A 16,079-nucleotide genomic window follows, 5' to 3' on the forward strand; every position below is an offset into this window, starting at 1 on the left:
TGCCTCTTCTTAATTCTTCGCGACAGCGGGTTGCGCTGCCGTGGGCGCAGCCGGTTCACGCCAGCCGACGGCAAGGCCGTTGGCGTAACGCAGGTCGACGCTCGCAATGTTCGTAATCTGTTCTTTCAAGGTCTTGTCATAGATGGCAATGAAGCGGCGCATCTTTTCCACCAAGCGGTCGCGTCCCAGCAACAACTGGATGCCCGGGCCGGAACTGCCTGCCCCGGTCGTCAAAAACCAGCTACCCCGTTCACGCAGTTCCAGGCGTGCAATGGAGAAGCCCATTGGCCGCAGCATCTGGCTCAAGGCCTGGTACTGCTGCATCACTTGTTGCTGCGCCCGCTGCGGTCCGAACAACTGCGGCAGGTGCTCGTAGTTGGCCAACTCACGCGGCGTAAACGCCTGGCCCTGGTTATTCAACAGCGCTTCGTCACCCCAACGGGCCACGGGCAGTTGTTCTTCCAGGCGGATCGTTACTTGGTCCGGCCACACGCGACGGACTTCGGCGTGGGCGATCCACGGCATTTGTTCCAGCTCCGAGCGCATACCGGCCAGGTCGATGGTAAAGAAGCTCGCCGCCAGGTACGGGCCGATGCGCTGCTGTACCGCTTGCTGGCTGATGTAGCTCAAGTCGCCCTGCACGCTGATCTTGGTGATCGGCCGGTCGGCATACGGCAACAGACGCTGTGCACCTTCGTAGGTTCCAAAGCCCAACACCACCAGCAGCACCGGCCAGAACAGCGACTTGAGGAACCCAAAGTTGGCTTTGGGCAGGCGCGCCGACATCGGCTCTTTAGCCACCATTCGGCTGGCACCCCGTGGCACCGGCTTGCGGCCGGGTGCTTGTGGGGGCTGATGACGAAGCGATGCGCCGTTCATGTGCTTAGCCTCGAACCTCAATGCTCGCCGCCAGGATCGCCAGCACCAACTGCTGGAAGTCCAAACCGGCGGCACGAGCAGCCATAGGTACCAGGCTGTGGTCGGTCATGCCCGGAGCGGTGTTGACTTCCAGGAACCAGAAATTCCCTTGGTCATCCTGCATCACGTCTGCCCGCGCCCAACCGGCGATACCCAGCGCCTCACAAGCTTTCGCCGTGAGGTCCATCAATTCCTGTTCCTTGGTTGCGTCAAGGCCACACGGGATCCGGTACTGGGTATCGGAAGCCACGTACTTGGCGTCGTAGTCGTAAAAGGTGTGGGGCGTGCCCAATGCGATAGGCGGCAATACCTGGCCACGCAGGGTGGCGATGGTGTACTCGGGACCCTGGATCCACTGTTCCACCAACACTTGCGAATCGTAGGTACTTGCCGCTTTCCATGCGTCGATCAATTCAGCGGCCGAGTTCACTTTGGCCATGCCGATACTGGAGCCTTCATGGGCAGGTTTGACGATCAAAGGCAGGCCCAGTTCCTTGGCTGCAGAAATACAATCGTCTTCGCTGCACAGCACACTGTGACGCGGGGTGGGAATACCCAGGCTGTGCCACACCTGCTTGGTGCGCAATTTGTCCATGGCCAGCGCGGAAGCCAGGATGCCGCTGCCGGTATAAGGGATGCCAGCGCACTCCAACAGGCCTTGCATGCTGCCGTCTTCACCGCCACGGCCGTGAAGGATGATGAAGGCGCGATCGATCTTCTCGGCCTGCAGGCGGGCGAGGAAGTCATCGCCCACATCGATACCAAACGCGTTCACACCGGCGCTTTGCAGGGCTTCCAGCACGGCATTGCCGGACTTGAGCGACACTTCGCGCTCAGCGCTCTTGCCGCCGAACAGCACAGCCACACGACCGAAGTCGGCTGGTGGGATTGTGGAAAACAGGGAGGCGTAGTCAGTGATCATTTCGACTTCCCCTTTTCAGCGGCGGCAAACAGCGGGCTCGCCAGCAATTTAGGGGCAAGGCCGCCAATGTCACCGGCGCCTTGGCACAGCAAGATGTCACCGGCACGCAGCAGCGGCTTGACGATCGGCGCCAGGTCCACACCGCGCTCGATGTAGATCGGGTCCAACTGGCCACGCTGGCGGATGCTGTTGCACAGCTTGCGGCTGTCGGCGCCCGGAATCGGTTCTTCACCGGCGGGGTACACCTCCATCAGCAGCAGCACGTTGGCATCGGCCAGTACATTGACGAAATCGTCGTACAAATCGCGGGTACGGCTGTAGCGGTGCGGCTGGTACACCATCACCAGGCGGCGCTCCGGCCAACCGCCGCGCACGGCCTTGATCACGGCAGCGACTTCGGTCGGGTGGTGACCGTAGTCGTCCACCAGCATCACGTCGCCGCCTTCTACCGGCAACTGGCCGTAGACCTGGAAGCGACGACCCACGCCAGCAAAACCCGACAGGCCAGCGACGATGGCTTCATCACTGACGCCCTCGTCAGTAGCGATGCAGATGGTCGCCAGGGAGTTGAGGACGTTGTGGTTGCCCGGCATGTTCACCGACACATCCAACGGCTCGCGGTCTGGACGCAGCACGGTGAAGAAGGTTTGCATGCCTTCCTGACGCACATTGATCGCACGCACGTCGGCATCTTCACTGAAGCCGTAGGTGACGGTTGGGCGCTTGACCAGCGGCAGGATTTCGCGCACCACCGGATCGTCCAGGCACACCACGGCCAAACCGTAGAACGGCAGGTTGTGCAGGAACTCGACGAAGGTTTTCTTCAACTTGTTGAAGTCGCCGTCGTAGGTGGCCATGTGGTCTTCGTCGATGTTGGTGACGACGGCGACCAGCGGTTGCAAGTGCAGGAAGCTCGCATCACTTTCATCGGCTTCGGCGATCAGGTAGCGGCTGGTGCCGAGCTGGGCATTGGTGCCCGCTGCATTCAGGCGGCCACCGATCACGAACGTCGGGTCCAGGCCACCGGCGGCGAACACCGAAGCGATCAGGCTGGTGGTGGTGGTTTTGCCATGGGTACCGGCGACGGCGATGCCGTGGCGATAACGCATCAGTTCGGCGAGCATTTCGGCACGCGGTACCACGGGAATACGCCGTTCAAGGGCCGTGGCCACTTCCGGGTTGGACGTGTTCACGGCGCTGGACACCACCAGCACATCGGCTTCGGCAGCGTTCTCGGCGCGGTGGCCGATAAAGATTTGCGCACCGAAGGTTTTCAGGCGGTCGGTGACCGGCGACTCTTTCAAGTCCGAGCCAGACACCTGGTAGCCCAGGTTCAGCAACACTTCGGCAATGCCGCACATGCCCACGCCGCCAATACCGACGAAGTGGATACGACGGATACGGCGCATCTCGGGTTGTGGCATGGCTTTCTGATTCTCAACCATGGGCCACCTCCAGGCAGATATCGACCACGGTGCGGGTTGCGTCAGGTTTGGCCAGGCGGCTTGCGGTACTCGCCATGCTGTTCAGTCGTTCCGGTTGCATCAAAACCTCAGTCAGGCGTGCGGCCAAATCGGCGGCGCCAGTCGTTCTTTGCGGCAGCAGGAAGGCAGCGCCCTCCCCGGCCAAATATTCGGCGTTACGGGTCTGGTGATCGTCGATAGCGTGGGGCAAAGGCACCAGCATGGACGGCAGACCGGCGGCGGCCAGTTCACTGACGGTCAGCGCGCCGGAGCGGCAGACCACCAGGTCGGCCCAGCCATAGGCTTGGGCCATGTCTTTGATGAAGGGCTGTACGTTCGCCTCGACACCGGCTTCGCGATAACGCGTGGCGGTGACTTCACCGTGGTTCTTGCCAGCCTGATGGAAGATCTCTGGCCGCAGCTCTACAGGGAGTTGCGCCAGCGCCTCAGGCAGCAATTTGTTCAAGGGCTCGGAGCCCAGGCTGCCGCCCATGATCAGCAGGTGCGCCTTGCGCCCGGCCAACGCGTCACGGGCGATGTCCATAAACAGTTCGGTACGCACCGGGTTGCCGGTGGTGCGCAGTTTGTCCGAGGCACCGAAGGTCTTCGGGAAGGCCTCGCACACCCGTGCAGCCAACGGCACCAACAGGCGGTTGGCCGTACCGGCTACCGCGTTCTGCTCGTGCACGATCACTGGCACGCCAGCGAGCTTGGCGGCAACGCCACCCGGGCCGGTCACATAACCACCAAAGCCCAGCACACACACCGGCTTCACGTCGCGAATCACCTTGCGCGCCTGCCACACCGCCTTGAGCAACACGAACGGCGCCTTGAGCAACGACAACTTGCTCTTGCCACGCAAGCCGCTGACGTTGATCAGGTGCAGCGGCAAACCGGCACTCGGTACCAATTCGTTTTCGATGCCACGCGGGGTACCCAACCAGTGCACGCTGTAGCCACGGCTCTGGAATTCGCGCGCACACGCCAGGGCCGGGAACACGTGGCCCCCGGTACCGCCCGCCATGATCAGCACGTTAGCGCCCATGGGCTGGCTCCTCGGCAAAGTCGCTTTCACTGAATTCCATCTCTTCGCTGCCCAAGTGGGTTCGACTCTCCCACTCGATGCGCAGCAACAAGCCGAGACAGGCGCAGCAAATCACCAACGAACTGCCGCCGTAACTGAGGAACGGCAAGGTCAGGCCCTTGGTCGGCAGCAAGCCGACGTTCACACCGATGTTGATCAGGAACTGGCCGATCCACAGGAACGACAAGCCGTACGCTACGTAAGCGGCGAAATACTGTTTGGCCTTTTCGGCCCACAAGCCGATGTACATGCCGCGCACACACACGAACACGAACAGCGCGACGGTGCACAGCGAACCCACTACGCCGAGTTCTTCGGCGAGTACGGAGAACACGAAGTCGGTGTGGGCTTCCGGCAGGTAGAACTGCTTCTGCACGCTGTTGCCCAGGCCCACGCCCAGCCACTCGCCGCGACCAAAGGCGATAAGCGCCTGGGTCAACTGGTAGCCGGAGCCGAACTGGTCGGACCAGGGGTCGGTAAAGGTAATCAGACGGGCCATCCGGTAAGGTTGCGCCTGGACCAGAATGGTCACAGCGGCAACCGCCAGCACCACCATCAAGGTAAAGCGGAACAGCCCAACCCCACCCAGGAACAGCATCGCTGCCGCAGCGCCCATCATCACGACGGTGGCACCGAAGTCGGGCTCCATCAGCAACAGGCCAGCCATGGGCAGCAGCACAATGAATGGTTTGAAGAAGCCCATCCAACTTTCGCGTACTTCTTTCTGGCGACGTACCAGGTAGCCCGCCAGGTAGATCACCACAAACACCTTGGCAATTTCCGATGGCTGCACGTTGAACGCACCGAAGCCGATCCAACGCATCGAGCCGTTCACCTCACGGCCGATGCCGGGCAATATCACCATGATCAGCAAGCCAAAGGCTCCGATCAGCATCAGCCAACCCAGGCGCTGCCAGGTGGCGATAGGAATCATCATGGTGACGATGCACGCGCCCAGGCCGAGCACCAGGTACACCAAGTGACGGATCATCATGTACAGGGTGTTGCCCGACTGCACGGCGGCCACTTCGGACGACGCCGAGGTGATCATCACCAAGCCCAGGCCCAGCAGCGCGAGGCAGCCGGCGAGCATCGGGAAGTCCAGGTCGATACCGCGCCCAGTGATAATCGGCGACGGGTACGGCTTGATGATGTTTCTTAGACCGAGGCTCATACCAACGCCTCCACGGCACGGGCGAACAACTGGCCGCGCTCTTCGTAGTTCTTGAACATGTCGAAACTGGCGCACGCCGGCGACAGCAACACCGCGTCACCCGGCTGGGCGAGGGCTTTGCACTGGGCAATAGCGTCGTCCAGGGAGGTGGCGCGCACTTGCGGCACACCGTCACCGATGGCGGCGGCGATCAAGTCGGAGTCGCGGCCCATCAGCACCACGGCGCGGCAATGCTCGGCCGCCGGGCCTTTAAGGTCCTTGAAGTCGGCGCCCTTGCCGTCGCCACCTGCGATCAGCACCAGCTTGCCGTCGATATCGGCACCCAGGCCTTCGATGGCCGCCAGGGCCGCACCGACGTTGGTGGCTTTGGAATCGTTGTAATAGCTCACGCCGTCAAGATCGCGCACCCACTGGCAGCGATGCTCAAGGCCGCCAAAAGCACGCAGGGCCGACAGCATGGCATCGAACGGCAAGCCCACGGCATGCCCCAGTGCCAAGGCCGCCAAGGCGTTGGACTGGTTATGGGCGCCACGGATTTTCAGCTCGCGCACCGGCATCAGGTTCTGGAATTCGAAGGCCAGGTATTTCTCGCCGTTCTCTTCACGAATGCCGAACGCTTTGAAATCAGGTTTGCCCAGGCCGAAGGTCCAGCAAGGCATGCCCTCGCCCATCAGCGGACGGCTCAGGGCATCCTGGCGGTTGACCACAAATTGCTTGGCGCCACGGAAGATCCGGTGCTTAGCCAGGTGATAGGCCGGTAGGCCGCTGTAGCGGTCCATGTGGTCTTCACTCACGTTCAATACGGTAGCCACTTCGGCGCCGAGGTCGTGGGTGGTTTCCAATTGGAAGCTCGACAGCTCCATGACGTACAGCTCGACGTCGTCGCTGAGCAGGTCCAATGCAGGTACACCCAGGTTGCCGCCCACTGCCACGCGTTTGCCGGCCGCAGCCGCCATCTCGCCCACCAGGGTGGTCACGGTGCTTTTCGCGTTGGAACCGCTGATGGCGATGATCGGCGCCTGCGCGTTACGCGCGAACAGGTCGATATCGCCGGACAGCTTCACGCCACGCGCGGCTGCCGCTTGCAGGGCCGGTGTCGCCAAGGCCAGGCCGGGGCTCACGTAGAGCTCATCGGCGCGGCACAGAAACTCGACATCCAGCTCGCCACAACGCACTTCCACGTGCGGGTAGTCACGGCGCAGCGTGACCAGCTCCGGTGGATTTTCCCGCGTGTCGGCCACGGCAAACGGCTTGCCCCGGTTCGCCAGGAAGCGAACCAGGGACATGCCGCTCTTGCCGAGGCCGACAACGATGCGGAAGTGGTCTGAAGCGATCAGGGACACTCGTTTCTACCTCAGTTTCAGGGTGGCAAGGCCGACCAGGACCAGAATCACAGTGATGATCCAGAAACGGACGATCACACGCGGCTCGGGCCAGCCCTTGAGTTCAAAGTGGTGGTGAATCGGCGCCATGCGGAACACGCGGCGCCCGGTCAATTTGAAGGAGGCCACTTGGATGACCACCGACAGGGTTTCCATCACGAACACACCGCCCATGATGAACAGCACGATTTCCTGGCGCACGATCACGGCGATGGTGCCCAGGGCCGCGCCCAGCGCCAGTGCGCCGACGTCACCCATGAACACTTGCGCCGGGTAGGTGTTGAACCACAGGAAGCCCAGGCCGGCACCGATCAGTGCGCCGCAGAACACGATCAGCTCGCCTGCGCCCGGTACATAAGGGATCAGCAGGTATTCAGCGAATTTCACGTTACCCGACAGGTAGCAGAAGATGCCCAGTGCACCGCCCACCATCACCGTCGGCATGATCGCCAGGCCGTCGAGGCCGTCGGTGAGGTTCACCGCGTTGCTGGAGCCGACGATCACGAAGTAGGTCAACACCACGAAGCCCACGCCCAGGGGAATGCTGGCGTCCTTGAGCATCGGGATGATCAAGGTGGTTTCCACTGCACTTGGCGCGGTCATGAACAGGAACACCGCTGCGCCCAGGCCAAACACCGATTGCCAGAAATACTTCCAGCGGCTTGGCAGGCCTTTCGAATTCTTTTCGATCACCTTGCGGTAGTCGTCCACCCAACCGATGGCGCCGAACAACAGGGTCACCAACAGCACCGTCCACACGTAGCGGTTGTGCAGGTCGGCCCACAGCAAGGTGCTGATGCCGATGGACGACAGGATCAGCGCGCCGCCCATGGTCGGGGTGCCGGACTTGGACAGGTGCGACTGCGGGCCGTCATTACGAACCGATTGACCAATTTGCAGGTTCTGCAGGGTGCGGATCATCCACGGCCCCAAGAACAGCGACAAAGACAGCGCGGTCAGCACACCCAGAATCCCGCGCAGGGTCAGGTACTGAAAGACCGCGAAGCCTTTGTGGAACTGTTGCAGATACTCAGCCAGCAGCAGCAGCATTAATGTTTCTCCGTACTTGAACCGCATAAGGCTGCGACGACGTTTTCCATCACCGCACTGCGCGATCCCTTGATCAAAATGGTTGTGTGTTTGTTTTGTTCGGCTGCCGTCAGCGCCAGGATCAGCTCGGCCTGGGTGGCGAAATGCCGTGCACCGGGGCCGAAGGCGTTGACGGCGTGGGCCATGTTCGGGCCTACCGCATAAAGCGCATCAGCTTTGCCGATGGCGTAGGCGCCGACTTCGCGATGGGACTGCTCGGCCCAGTCACCCAGTTCGGCGATATCACCCAACACCAGTACCTTGCGGCCGTCGAAGCCTTTGAGCAGGTCAATGGCGGCACAGACCGAGGACTGGTTGGCGTTGTAAGTGTCATCAATCACGCGCATGCCGTTGGTGGCCAACTGCGCCACGGTACGGCCCTTGACTGGCTGCACCGCGCCCAGCCCAGTGGCGATACCGAACAGCGACACGCCCAGGGCGTAGGCAGCGGCAGCAGCAGCCAAGGCATTGGCCACGTTATGGTTGCCCAGCAGGTTCAACTGTACGTGTTCACTGCCTTGCGGCGTGCGCAAGGTGAAGGACGGGCAACCACGGGCATCGACGGTGATGTTGGAGGCATGGAAATCAGCCGCCGCGTTAAGCACGGCAAACGTCAGTACCTTGCGCCCGGCGGCACGTACACGCCAGGTTTCGAAGGCCTTGTCGTCCAGATTCAGTACAGCGGTGCCCGAGGCGTCGAGGCCTTCGAGGATTTCACCCTTGGCTTCGACGATTTTTTCCGGGCCGCCGAACTCGCCGACATGGGCGGTACCGGCGTTGTTGATGATGGCCACGTGGGGCTTGGTCAGCGCCACGGTGTAGGCGATTTCGCCGATGCGCGAGGCACCCAGTTCGATCACCGCCGCCGTGTGTTCCGGGGCCAGTTCGAGCAGGGTCAGCGGTGCGCCGAAATCATTGTTCAGGTTGCCACGGGTGGCGAGGACCGGGCCGCGCGTACGCAGGACGCCAGCAAGTAATTCCTTGACCGTGGTCTTACCGCTGGAGCCGGTGATGGCTGCAACCGGCTTGTCGAAAGCGGCGCGGTTCAACGCACCCAGCTGGCCCAGGGCTAAGCGGGTATCGGCCACCAGTAATTGCGGCAAGGTCGAGTCCGGCACTTCGCGTTGCACCAGCGCGCCGACGGCACCTTTGGCGGCGACGTCATTGAGGTAGTCGTGCCCATCGAAGCGCGGGCCAGCCAGCGCAACAAACAGTTGCCCTGGCTTGATGTTGCGACTGTCGATACTGACACCGTCGAAGCTACAATCGCTCGACAGTACGCGGGCCGACAGGGCCTGGGTCAGTTCGCTGAATTTCATCGCTTTAAGCATGGGCAACCTCCCAGGCGGTCAGGGCGTGATCGGCCTCGACCAGATCGGAGAAGGTATGGCGCTCGCCGTTGATTTCCTGGTAATCCTCATGGCCTTTACCGGCCAGCACCACCACGTCGTCAGCACTGGCACTGGCGATCAATTGGGCGATGGCTGCGCCACGACCGGCAACGAAGGTGGCTTTGGACGCGTCTTTAAAGCCTGCACGGATGTCATCGAAAATCTGGCTTGGGTCTTCGCTGCGCGGGTTGTCGTCGGTGACGAGCACACCGTCGGCCAGGCGTTCGACAATCTCGGCCATCAGTGGGCGCTTGCCGCGATCACGGTCACCGCCGCAGCCGAACAGGCACAGCAATTTACCCTTGGCGTGAGGGCGCAGGGCTTCGAGGACTTTTTCCAGCGCGTCCGGGGTGTGGGCGTAATCGACCACCACCAACGGCTGGGTGCCGCCGCCCAGGCGCTGCATGCGACCAGCCGGGCCTTCGAGTTTGGGCAGCACGTTGAGAATTTCGTCGAGCGCGTAGTCCAGGCCGAGCAACGCGCCGATGGCGGCGAGGACGTTGCTCAGGTTGAAACGCCCGAGCAAGGTGCTGCGCAGGTGATGTTCGCCTTGTGGCGTCACCAGTGTGGCGCGCACGCCTTCGTCAGTGAATTGGGCTTCGCGGCAATACAGGTACGCGCTGGCGTCGTGCAGGCTGTAGCTGATCAGGCGCGATTCACGTTCTTGCGCGGCCAGTTGGCGGCCGAACTCGTCGTCCAGGTTCACCACCCGGCACTTCAAGTCATTCCAGGCAAACAGCTTGGCCTTGGCGGCGGCGTAGGCCTCCATGGTGCCGTGGTAATCCAGGTGATCGCGGGACAGGTTGGTCATCACCGCCACATCAAAGGCCAAGGCCGTCACACGGCCCTGATCCAGCCCGTGGGACGACACTTCCATGGCTACCGCCTTGGCACCGGCCTTTTTCAGGTCGGCCAGGGTCGCTTGCACGGCAATCGGGTTCGGCGTGGTGTGCAGGCCGCTTTGCAGCGCGCCATAGAAGCCGGTGCCGAGGGTGCCGACGATGCCGCAGTGCTGGCCCAGCAGGTCAAGTGCCTGGGCGACCAATTGGGTCACGCTGGTCTTGCCGTTGGTGCCAGTGACGCCGACCAGGTTCAGGTGGCGACTCGGGTCGCCATAGAAGCGCCCGGCAATATCCGACAACTGCTTGGCCAAGCCCTTGACTGGAATCAGCGGCACGTCGGTGATCGGCAGTACGGTGGCGCCTTCCACTTCATACGCTACGGCAGCGGCGCCGCGCTGCAACGCATCGGCAATGTGCGCACGGCCATCGTACTTGCCGCCCGGCACCGCCAGGAACAGGTCTCCGGCGCGCACATTGCGGCTGTCCAGGCTCAACTCACGAATCAGCAGATCGCGGCCAGCGTGGGCGAAAATCTTGTTCAGGCTAAGAGACATCAGCCGCGCCCTCCATTGGCTTTGACAGCAGCGGCCGGTGGTCCGGCGTTCGCTTGTTGGGTCGGCGGCAGGTTGTCCGGGGTGATGTTCATCAGGCGCAGGGTGCCGGACATCACTTTGCTGAACACCGGCGCCGATACCAGGCCACCGAAGTAGCCCGCTTTACTCGGTTCATCGATCACTACGACGATGGCGTAGCGCGGATCGCTCATTGGGCCGAAACCGGCGAACAGCGAGCGGTAGGAGTTTTCTGCGTAGCCCTTGGTGCCCACCGATGTTTTACGGGCGGTACCGGACTTGCCTGCCACGTGATACGCCGGCACCTGGGCACGGAATACGCCGCGTGGTGCTTCGATCACTTGTTGCAGCATGCCTTGCATGGTCTTGGCGACGTTTTCCGGGATCACCTGGGTGGCTTTCGGGGCTTCGTCGACGTGGATCAGGCTCAGCGGCACCATGCGGCCGTTGTTGGCCAGCACGGAGAAGGCGTGGGCCAGTTGGATCGCGGTTACCGACAGGCCGTAGCCGTAGGAAAGCGTGGCGGTCTCGGCCTTTTTCCAGTCACGGTAGTTCGGCAGGTTGCCCACGCGTTCGCCTGGGAAGTCGAGGCCAGTGGGTTGGCCCAGGCCGATTTTTTGCGCGAGGTGGTAAATGGTTTCGCCGCCGATATCGAAGGCGACCTTACTCATGCCCACGTTACTGGAGTTGATCAAAATACCTGTCAAATCCAACACTGGGCCTTCAGTGCGGGACACGTCACGAATGGTGTATTTGCCCAACTGCAAGGTGCCTGGGTACACCTCGACCTTGTCGCTGGGTTTCCAGCGCCCGGTTTCGAGGGCGGCACTCATGGAGATGGCTTTCATGGTCGAACCCGGCTCGAACACGTCGATCATGGCGCGGTTGCGCATCATCGCCGGTTGCAGGTTGCGACGGTTGTTGGGGTTGTAGGTCGGCTGGTTGACCATGGCGAGAATCTCGCCGGTCTTGACGTCCATGATCACAAGGCTGCCGGCCTTGGCGCCGTTCTCGATGATCGCGTTACGCAGTTCGCGGTTGGCCAGGTATTGCAGGCGCAGGTCAATCGACAACGCCAAGGGCTTACCGGCCTTGGCGTTTTTGGTGACTTGGACATCCTTGATCAACCTGCCGCGCCGATCCTTGATGACTTGTCGTTTGCCGGGAACCCCGGCCAGCCATTCATCGTAGGCGAGTTCCACACCTTCGCGGCCGTGGTCATCGATATCGGTAAAGCCGACCATATGGGCGGTGGTTTCACCGGCCGGATAGAAACGACGAAATTCCTCGATGCCGTAGACACCGGGGACTTTAAGGTCGAGCACTTGCTGGCCTTGCTCGGGAGTAAGCCCGCGAACCAGGTAGATGAATTCTTTGTTGGCCTGGGCTTCGAGGCGCTCGGCCAGGGCTTTGGGGTCTTGGCCAAGTGCAGCAGCGAGGGCCGGCCAGCGGTCCTTGGCAACCTGCAATTCCTTGGCGTTGGCCCACAGGGTGGTCACCGGGGTACTGACGGCCAAAGGCTCGCCATTACGGTCGGTGATCAAGCCGCGGTGTGCCGGAATCGGGATATGACGCAGGCTACGGGCATCGCCCTGGCCGATCAGGAAGTCGCGATCGACCACTTGCAGGTCGATAATCCGCCAGGCAATTGCACCCACCATCAATGCCAGCAAGCCAAGCATCAGGCGGAAGCGCCATGGGTAGAGTGCGCCTTCGAGCTTCATCATGGCGCCACCATGCGGACTTCAGCCGCGCCAGGGATGTGCATTTTCAATTGTTCGGTGGCCAGCACTTCGATGCGGCTGTGGGCCGTCCAGGTACTTTGCTCCAGAATCAGCCGGCCCCACTCCGCTTGCGCCTTGTCGCGCACGCTCAATTCCCCGTACAAGGTGTTGAGCAACTGGCGGTTGTAGTGCGCGCTGTAAGACACCGCAATCGCGGACACCAGCACGCCGACGTACAGCAGCATCATGAAGAAGCTGCCGCCCGGGAGGGGCTTGGCGAAAAGCTTGCTCACCGCAACTTCTCCGCGACACGCATGACGGCGCTACGGGAACGTGGGTTGGCCTTGAGTTCAGCTTCGGAAGCGAACTGCGCTTTGCCATGGATTTTGATTTTCGGCACAAAGGCTTCGAAACGTACCGGCAGGTTGCGCGGCAGGTTGTCGGACTCGCCCTTGACCAGGCGACGCATGAACAATTTGACGATGCGGTCTTCCAGGGAGTGGAAGCTGATCACCACCAGGCGACCGCCCACTTCCAGTGCGTCGAGGGCAGCCTCAAGGCCGGCCTCCAGATCGCCCAATTCGTTGTTGACGTGAATGCGCAGACCCTGGAACGCACGGGTGGCAGGGTTCTTACCCTTTTCCCAGGCAGGGTTGGCGACTTTCAGCACTTCGGCCAGGTCGGCGGTACGCTCGAACGGTTGGATTTCGCGACGCTCGACCACGGCGCGGGCCATGCGGCCGGCGAAGCGTTCTTCACCGTATTCCTTGAACACGCGGGTGATTTCTTCGTGCGGCGCAGTGGCGATGAACTCGGCAGCGCTGATACCCCGAGTCGGGTCCATGCGCATGTCGAGGGGGCCGTCGTTCATGAAGCTGAATCCGCGCTCCGGGTCGTCAAGCTGTGGCGAAGACACGCCCAGGTCGAGCAAAACCCCGGCCACCTTGCCCGCCATGCCGCGCTCGGCGACTTCGGCACCCAGCTCGGCAAAGCTGCGCTGCACAACGACAAAGCGGCCGTCTTCGGCCGCTAGCGCTTGCCCGGTGGCAATCGCTTGGGGGTCTTTGTCGAACCCGAGGAGCTTACCGTCGGACCCGAGCTGGCTGAGTATCAACCGGCTATGCCCGCCCCTGCCAAAGGTGCCATCCAAATAGCAGCCATCCGCGCGTACGGCGAGAGCCTCAACGGCTTCGTCAAGCAGTACGGTGATGTGGTTAAAGCCGCTATCAATAGTCACAGGATCAAATCACGCAGTTCATCAGGCATAGCGCCCGGTTGTTGAATAGCAGCCAGGTCTGCTGCAGAAACAGCATCCCAGGCATCTTCGTCCCACAATTGGAACTTGTTCAGTTGGCCCACCAGCATTGCGCGCTTGTCGAGCTTGGCGTACTCGCGCAGACGCGGAGGCACCAGGAAACGACCACTGCCATCGAGTTCGAGGTCGACGGCATTACCGATCAGCAAACGCTGCAAACGGCGGTTTTCTTCACGCAATGAAGGCAGAGCGCGCAACTTGGTTTCAATCAACTCCCACTCATCGAGGGGGTAAACACACAAACAAGGATCAACGGCATCAATGGTGATGATTAACTGCCCGGAACTTCGCGAAATCAGCTCGTCACGATACCGGCTCGGCATGGCGAGACGGCCTTTTGCATCGAGACTGATAGCGTTAGCTCCGCGAAACACAGATGCGTTTCTCCAAATTTTAGCGTTTTACGTTCAAAAAACCCACTTTGTGCCACTTTCCGCCACTTGCGCACACTATAGGAATGCGCCCACCACACCGTCAAGGCGCGGATTCAAGGAAAAGCCTTACAGAACGGAGATTTAGGAGCGTAAACGGAGGGGAAACCAGAGTTTGGCGAGGTTTTGGACCTAACAAGCACAAATGGCTCAGAGAGCTACGACTTAAAGTTAAAGTGATTTATTAAGAGTAAGATTTTTTTGGTATTACGAAGATGCATCTGCCAATGATTTGGCAGGGAGGGTTTCTTGCGTTATTACCGAGTTTCTGCTCGAGATTCGAACAGAGGAAAAAAGGTGGAGAGTCGATCTGTAAGCCGGGTTCTGTCTTGAACAGTCATTCGTCTACGATGGCCATCACTGGACACCTTTAGCAACCTACCCGGTCCCAGCGCGGGCCACGCCTTGGGACCCTATTTGGTCTTGCTCCAAGTGGGGTTTACCTAGCCACGAACTGTTGCCAGTCGTGCGGTGCGCTCTTACCGCACCTTTTCACCCTTACCGGCACCGAAGTGCTTAGGCGGTTATTTTCTGTGGCACTTTCCGTAGGCTCACGCCTCCCAGGCATTACCTGGCACTTCGCCCTATGGAGCCCGGACTTTCCTCCCCCCCCTAATTTTCATAGAGGGCAGCGACTGTCCAATCGACTCTCCGCCGCGCAGGTTAACGGCACGGCGGACTTAGGACAAGTATTAAAAGTGCAGTATTGCCATCACGTTCAGACGAGATACCGGTTTAGCCCCGGAACTATTCATCTTTCTGTTTATCCAGCGCCGCTTGATATAAGAGGTTCTTGCGCACACCGGTAATTTCCGCAGCCAGGGCCGCAGCGCGCTTGAGGGGCATTTCCTTGAGCAGCAGGTCCAGAATGCGCATGGCTTCGCTGCCCACGGCATCTTCATCTTCCGGCGCGGTCCAGCCTGCCACCAACACCACGCACTCGCCGCGCTGCTGGTTGCTGTCACCTTCGACAAAGGCGCGCAATTCTTCCAAGGGCAGGCCCTTGAGGGTTTCGAAGGTTTTGGTCAGCTCGCGGGCCAGCAGTGCCAGGCGTTCGCCGCCGAACACCTGCTCCATGTCCTGTAGGCATTCAAGGATACGATGGGGGGCTTCATAAAAGATCAGGGTGCGCGGCTCTTCCTTCAGCGCCTGCAGACGTGCCCGACGCCCCACCGCCTTGGCCGGCAGAAAACCTTCGAAGATAAAGCGGTCAGACGGCAGCCCCGCCGCCGACAATGCCGCGATGAGCGCGCACGCACCCGGAACAGGCACTACATTGATACCAGCGGCCCGCGCCTGGCGAACCAGGTGGTAGCCCGGATCGGAAATCAGCGGCGTGCCTGCATCAGAGATCAGCGCCACATCATCGCCGGCCAGCAGGCGCACGATAAATCGGCTGCCTTCTTCACGCTCGTTGTGTTCGTGGCAGGCCGCTAATGGCGTACTAATGCCAAAATGCTGCATCAAGCGCTGGGAGTGCCGCGTGTCTTCGGCCGCGATCAATTTAACCTCGCGCAGCACTTTCAGCGCCCGGGCACTGATGTCGTCCAGGTTGCCAATGGGCGTCGCCACGACAAAAAGCGAGCCTGCAGTGGAATTCAAAGGACCTGGAGCAGTCAAAACGCACACCTCGATGGTTGGCAAAAGCCGCATTGTAACGCGTAGCCGCCTTGAAAATATGCCATCACGGCCGATGCCTTTTCTGCCGTCGATCGCCAATAGCAACAATTGCACGACCTAAATCGACGGTTTCACGCCAGTAACATCGCGCC

At 61.1% G+C, this 16,079-nt stretch carries 14 protein-coding genes and 1 other RNA gene; all 15 read right to left on the reverse strand.

Annotated elements, in window-relative coordinates; genetic code table 11:
* Positions 1-9: 9 nt before the first annotated feature.
* The gene (locus tag ACLD1Y_RS26115) at positions 10-879 is read right to left on the reverse strand and encodes a cell division protein FtsQ/DivIB (protein WP_429480625.1); all 870 of its coding nucleotides are present in this window, start codon (positions 877-879) and stop codon (positions 10-12) included.
* Positions 880-883: 4 nt separating this feature from the next.
* The gene (locus ACLD1Y_RS26120; RefSeq protein ID WP_429480626.1) at positions 884-1,840 is read right to left on the reverse strand and encodes a D-alanine--D-alanine ligase; all 957 of its coding nucleotides are present in this window, start codon (positions 1,838-1,840) and stop codon (positions 884-886) included.
* Complete coding sequence (gene murC / locus ACLD1Y_RS26125; RefSeq protein WP_429480627.1) at positions 1,837-3,285, reverse strand: UDP-N-acetylmuramate--L-alanine ligase; 1,449 nt, start codon at positions 3,283-3,285, stop codon at positions 1,837-1,839. Before murC ends, ACLD1Y_RS26120 begins: the two co-directional genes overlap by 4 nt.
* Positions 3,278-4,348: an undecaprenyldiphospho-muramoylpentapeptide beta-N-acetylglucosaminyltransferase gene (gene murG, locus ACLD1Y_RS26130; protein ID WP_429480628.1), complete on the reverse strand. Its 1,071-nt coding sequence runs from the start codon at positions 4,346-4,348 to the stop codon at positions 3,278-3,280. Before murG ends, murC begins: the two co-directional genes overlap by 8 nt.
* Positions 4,338-5,561 (reverse strand): putative lipid II flippase FtsW, encoded by a 1,224-nt coding sequence (ftsW, locus tag ACLD1Y_RS26135; RefSeq protein WP_429480629.1) that lies wholly within the window; start codon positions 5,559-5,561, stop codon positions 4,338-4,340. Before ftsW ends, murG begins: the two co-directional genes overlap by 11 nt.
* Entirely contained in the window at positions 5,558-6,904 is a 1,347-nt protein-coding gene (gene murD / locus ACLD1Y_RS26140) for a UDP-N-acetylmuramoyl-L-alanine--D-glutamate ligase (RefSeq protein ID WP_429480630.1), read from the reverse strand. The genes ftsW and murD overlap by 4 nt, the downstream gene beginning before the upstream one ends.
* Positions 6,905-6,910: 6 nt before the next feature.
* Positions 6,911-7,993, reverse strand: a complete 1,083-nt coding sequence (gene mraY, locus ACLD1Y_RS26145; RefSeq protein WP_135287471.1) for a phospho-N-acetylmuramoyl-pentapeptide-transferase — start codon at positions 7,991-7,993, stop codon at positions 6,911-6,913.
* Complete coding sequence (locus ACLD1Y_RS26150; RefSeq protein ID WP_429480631.1) at positions 7,993-9,363, reverse strand: UDP-N-acetylmuramoyl-tripeptide--D-alanyl-D-alanine ligase; 1,371 nt, start codon at positions 9,361-9,363, stop codon at positions 7,993-7,995. The genes mraY and ACLD1Y_RS26150 overlap by 1 nt, the downstream gene beginning before the upstream one ends.
* Entirely contained in the window at positions 9,356-10,819 is a 1,464-nt protein-coding gene (murE, locus tag ACLD1Y_RS26155) for a UDP-N-acetylmuramoyl-L-alanyl-D-glutamate--2,6-diaminopimelate ligase (protein WP_429480632.1), read from the reverse strand. Before murE ends, ACLD1Y_RS26150 begins: the two co-directional genes overlap by 8 nt.
* Positions 10,819-12,561: a peptidoglycan D,D-transpeptidase FtsI family protein gene (locus ACLD1Y_RS26160; protein ID WP_165447909.1), complete on the reverse strand. Its 1,743-nt coding sequence runs from the start codon at positions 12,559-12,561 to the stop codon at positions 10,819-10,821. The genes murE and ACLD1Y_RS26160 overlap by 1 nt, the downstream gene beginning before the upstream one ends.
* Positions 12,561-12,854 (reverse strand): cell division protein FtsL, encoded by a 294-nt coding sequence (gene ftsL / locus ACLD1Y_RS26165; RefSeq protein ID WP_017738702.1) that lies wholly within the window; start codon positions 12,852-12,854, stop codon positions 12,561-12,563. Before ftsL ends, ACLD1Y_RS26160 begins: the two co-directional genes overlap by 1 nt.
* Positions 12,851-13,798: a 16S rRNA (cytosine(1402)-N(4))-methyltransferase RsmH gene (gene rsmH, locus ACLD1Y_RS26170; protein WP_167496641.1), complete on the reverse strand. Its 948-nt coding sequence runs from the start codon at positions 13,796-13,798 to the stop codon at positions 12,851-12,853. The genes ftsL and rsmH overlap by 4 nt, the downstream gene beginning before the upstream one ends.
* Positions 13,795-14,250 (reverse strand): division/cell wall cluster transcriptional repressor MraZ, encoded by a 456-nt coding sequence (gene mraZ / locus ACLD1Y_RS26175; protein WP_003171868.1) that lies wholly within the window; start codon positions 14,248-14,250, stop codon positions 13,795-13,797. The genes rsmH and mraZ overlap by 4 nt, the downstream gene beginning before the upstream one ends.
* Positions 14,251-14,604: 354 nt before the next feature.
* An RNA gene (rnpB, locus tag ACLD1Y_RS26180) (RNase P RNA component class A) lies at positions 14,605-14,958 on the reverse strand.
* A 96-nt stretch (positions 14,959-15,054) separates the two neighbouring features.
* Complete coding sequence (gene rsmI / locus ACLD1Y_RS26185; RefSeq protein ID WP_429480633.1) at positions 15,055-15,960, reverse strand: 16S rRNA (cytidine(1402)-2'-O)-methyltransferase; 906 nt, start codon at positions 15,958-15,960, stop codon at positions 15,055-15,057.
* Between the last annotated feature and the right edge of the window lie 119 nt (positions 15,961-16,079).

It is taken from the genome of Pseudomonas sp. 18175 (assembly GCF_050432925.1).
GTDB lineage: Bacteria > Pseudomonadota > Gammaproteobacteria > Pseudomonadales > Pseudomonadaceae > Aquipseudomonas.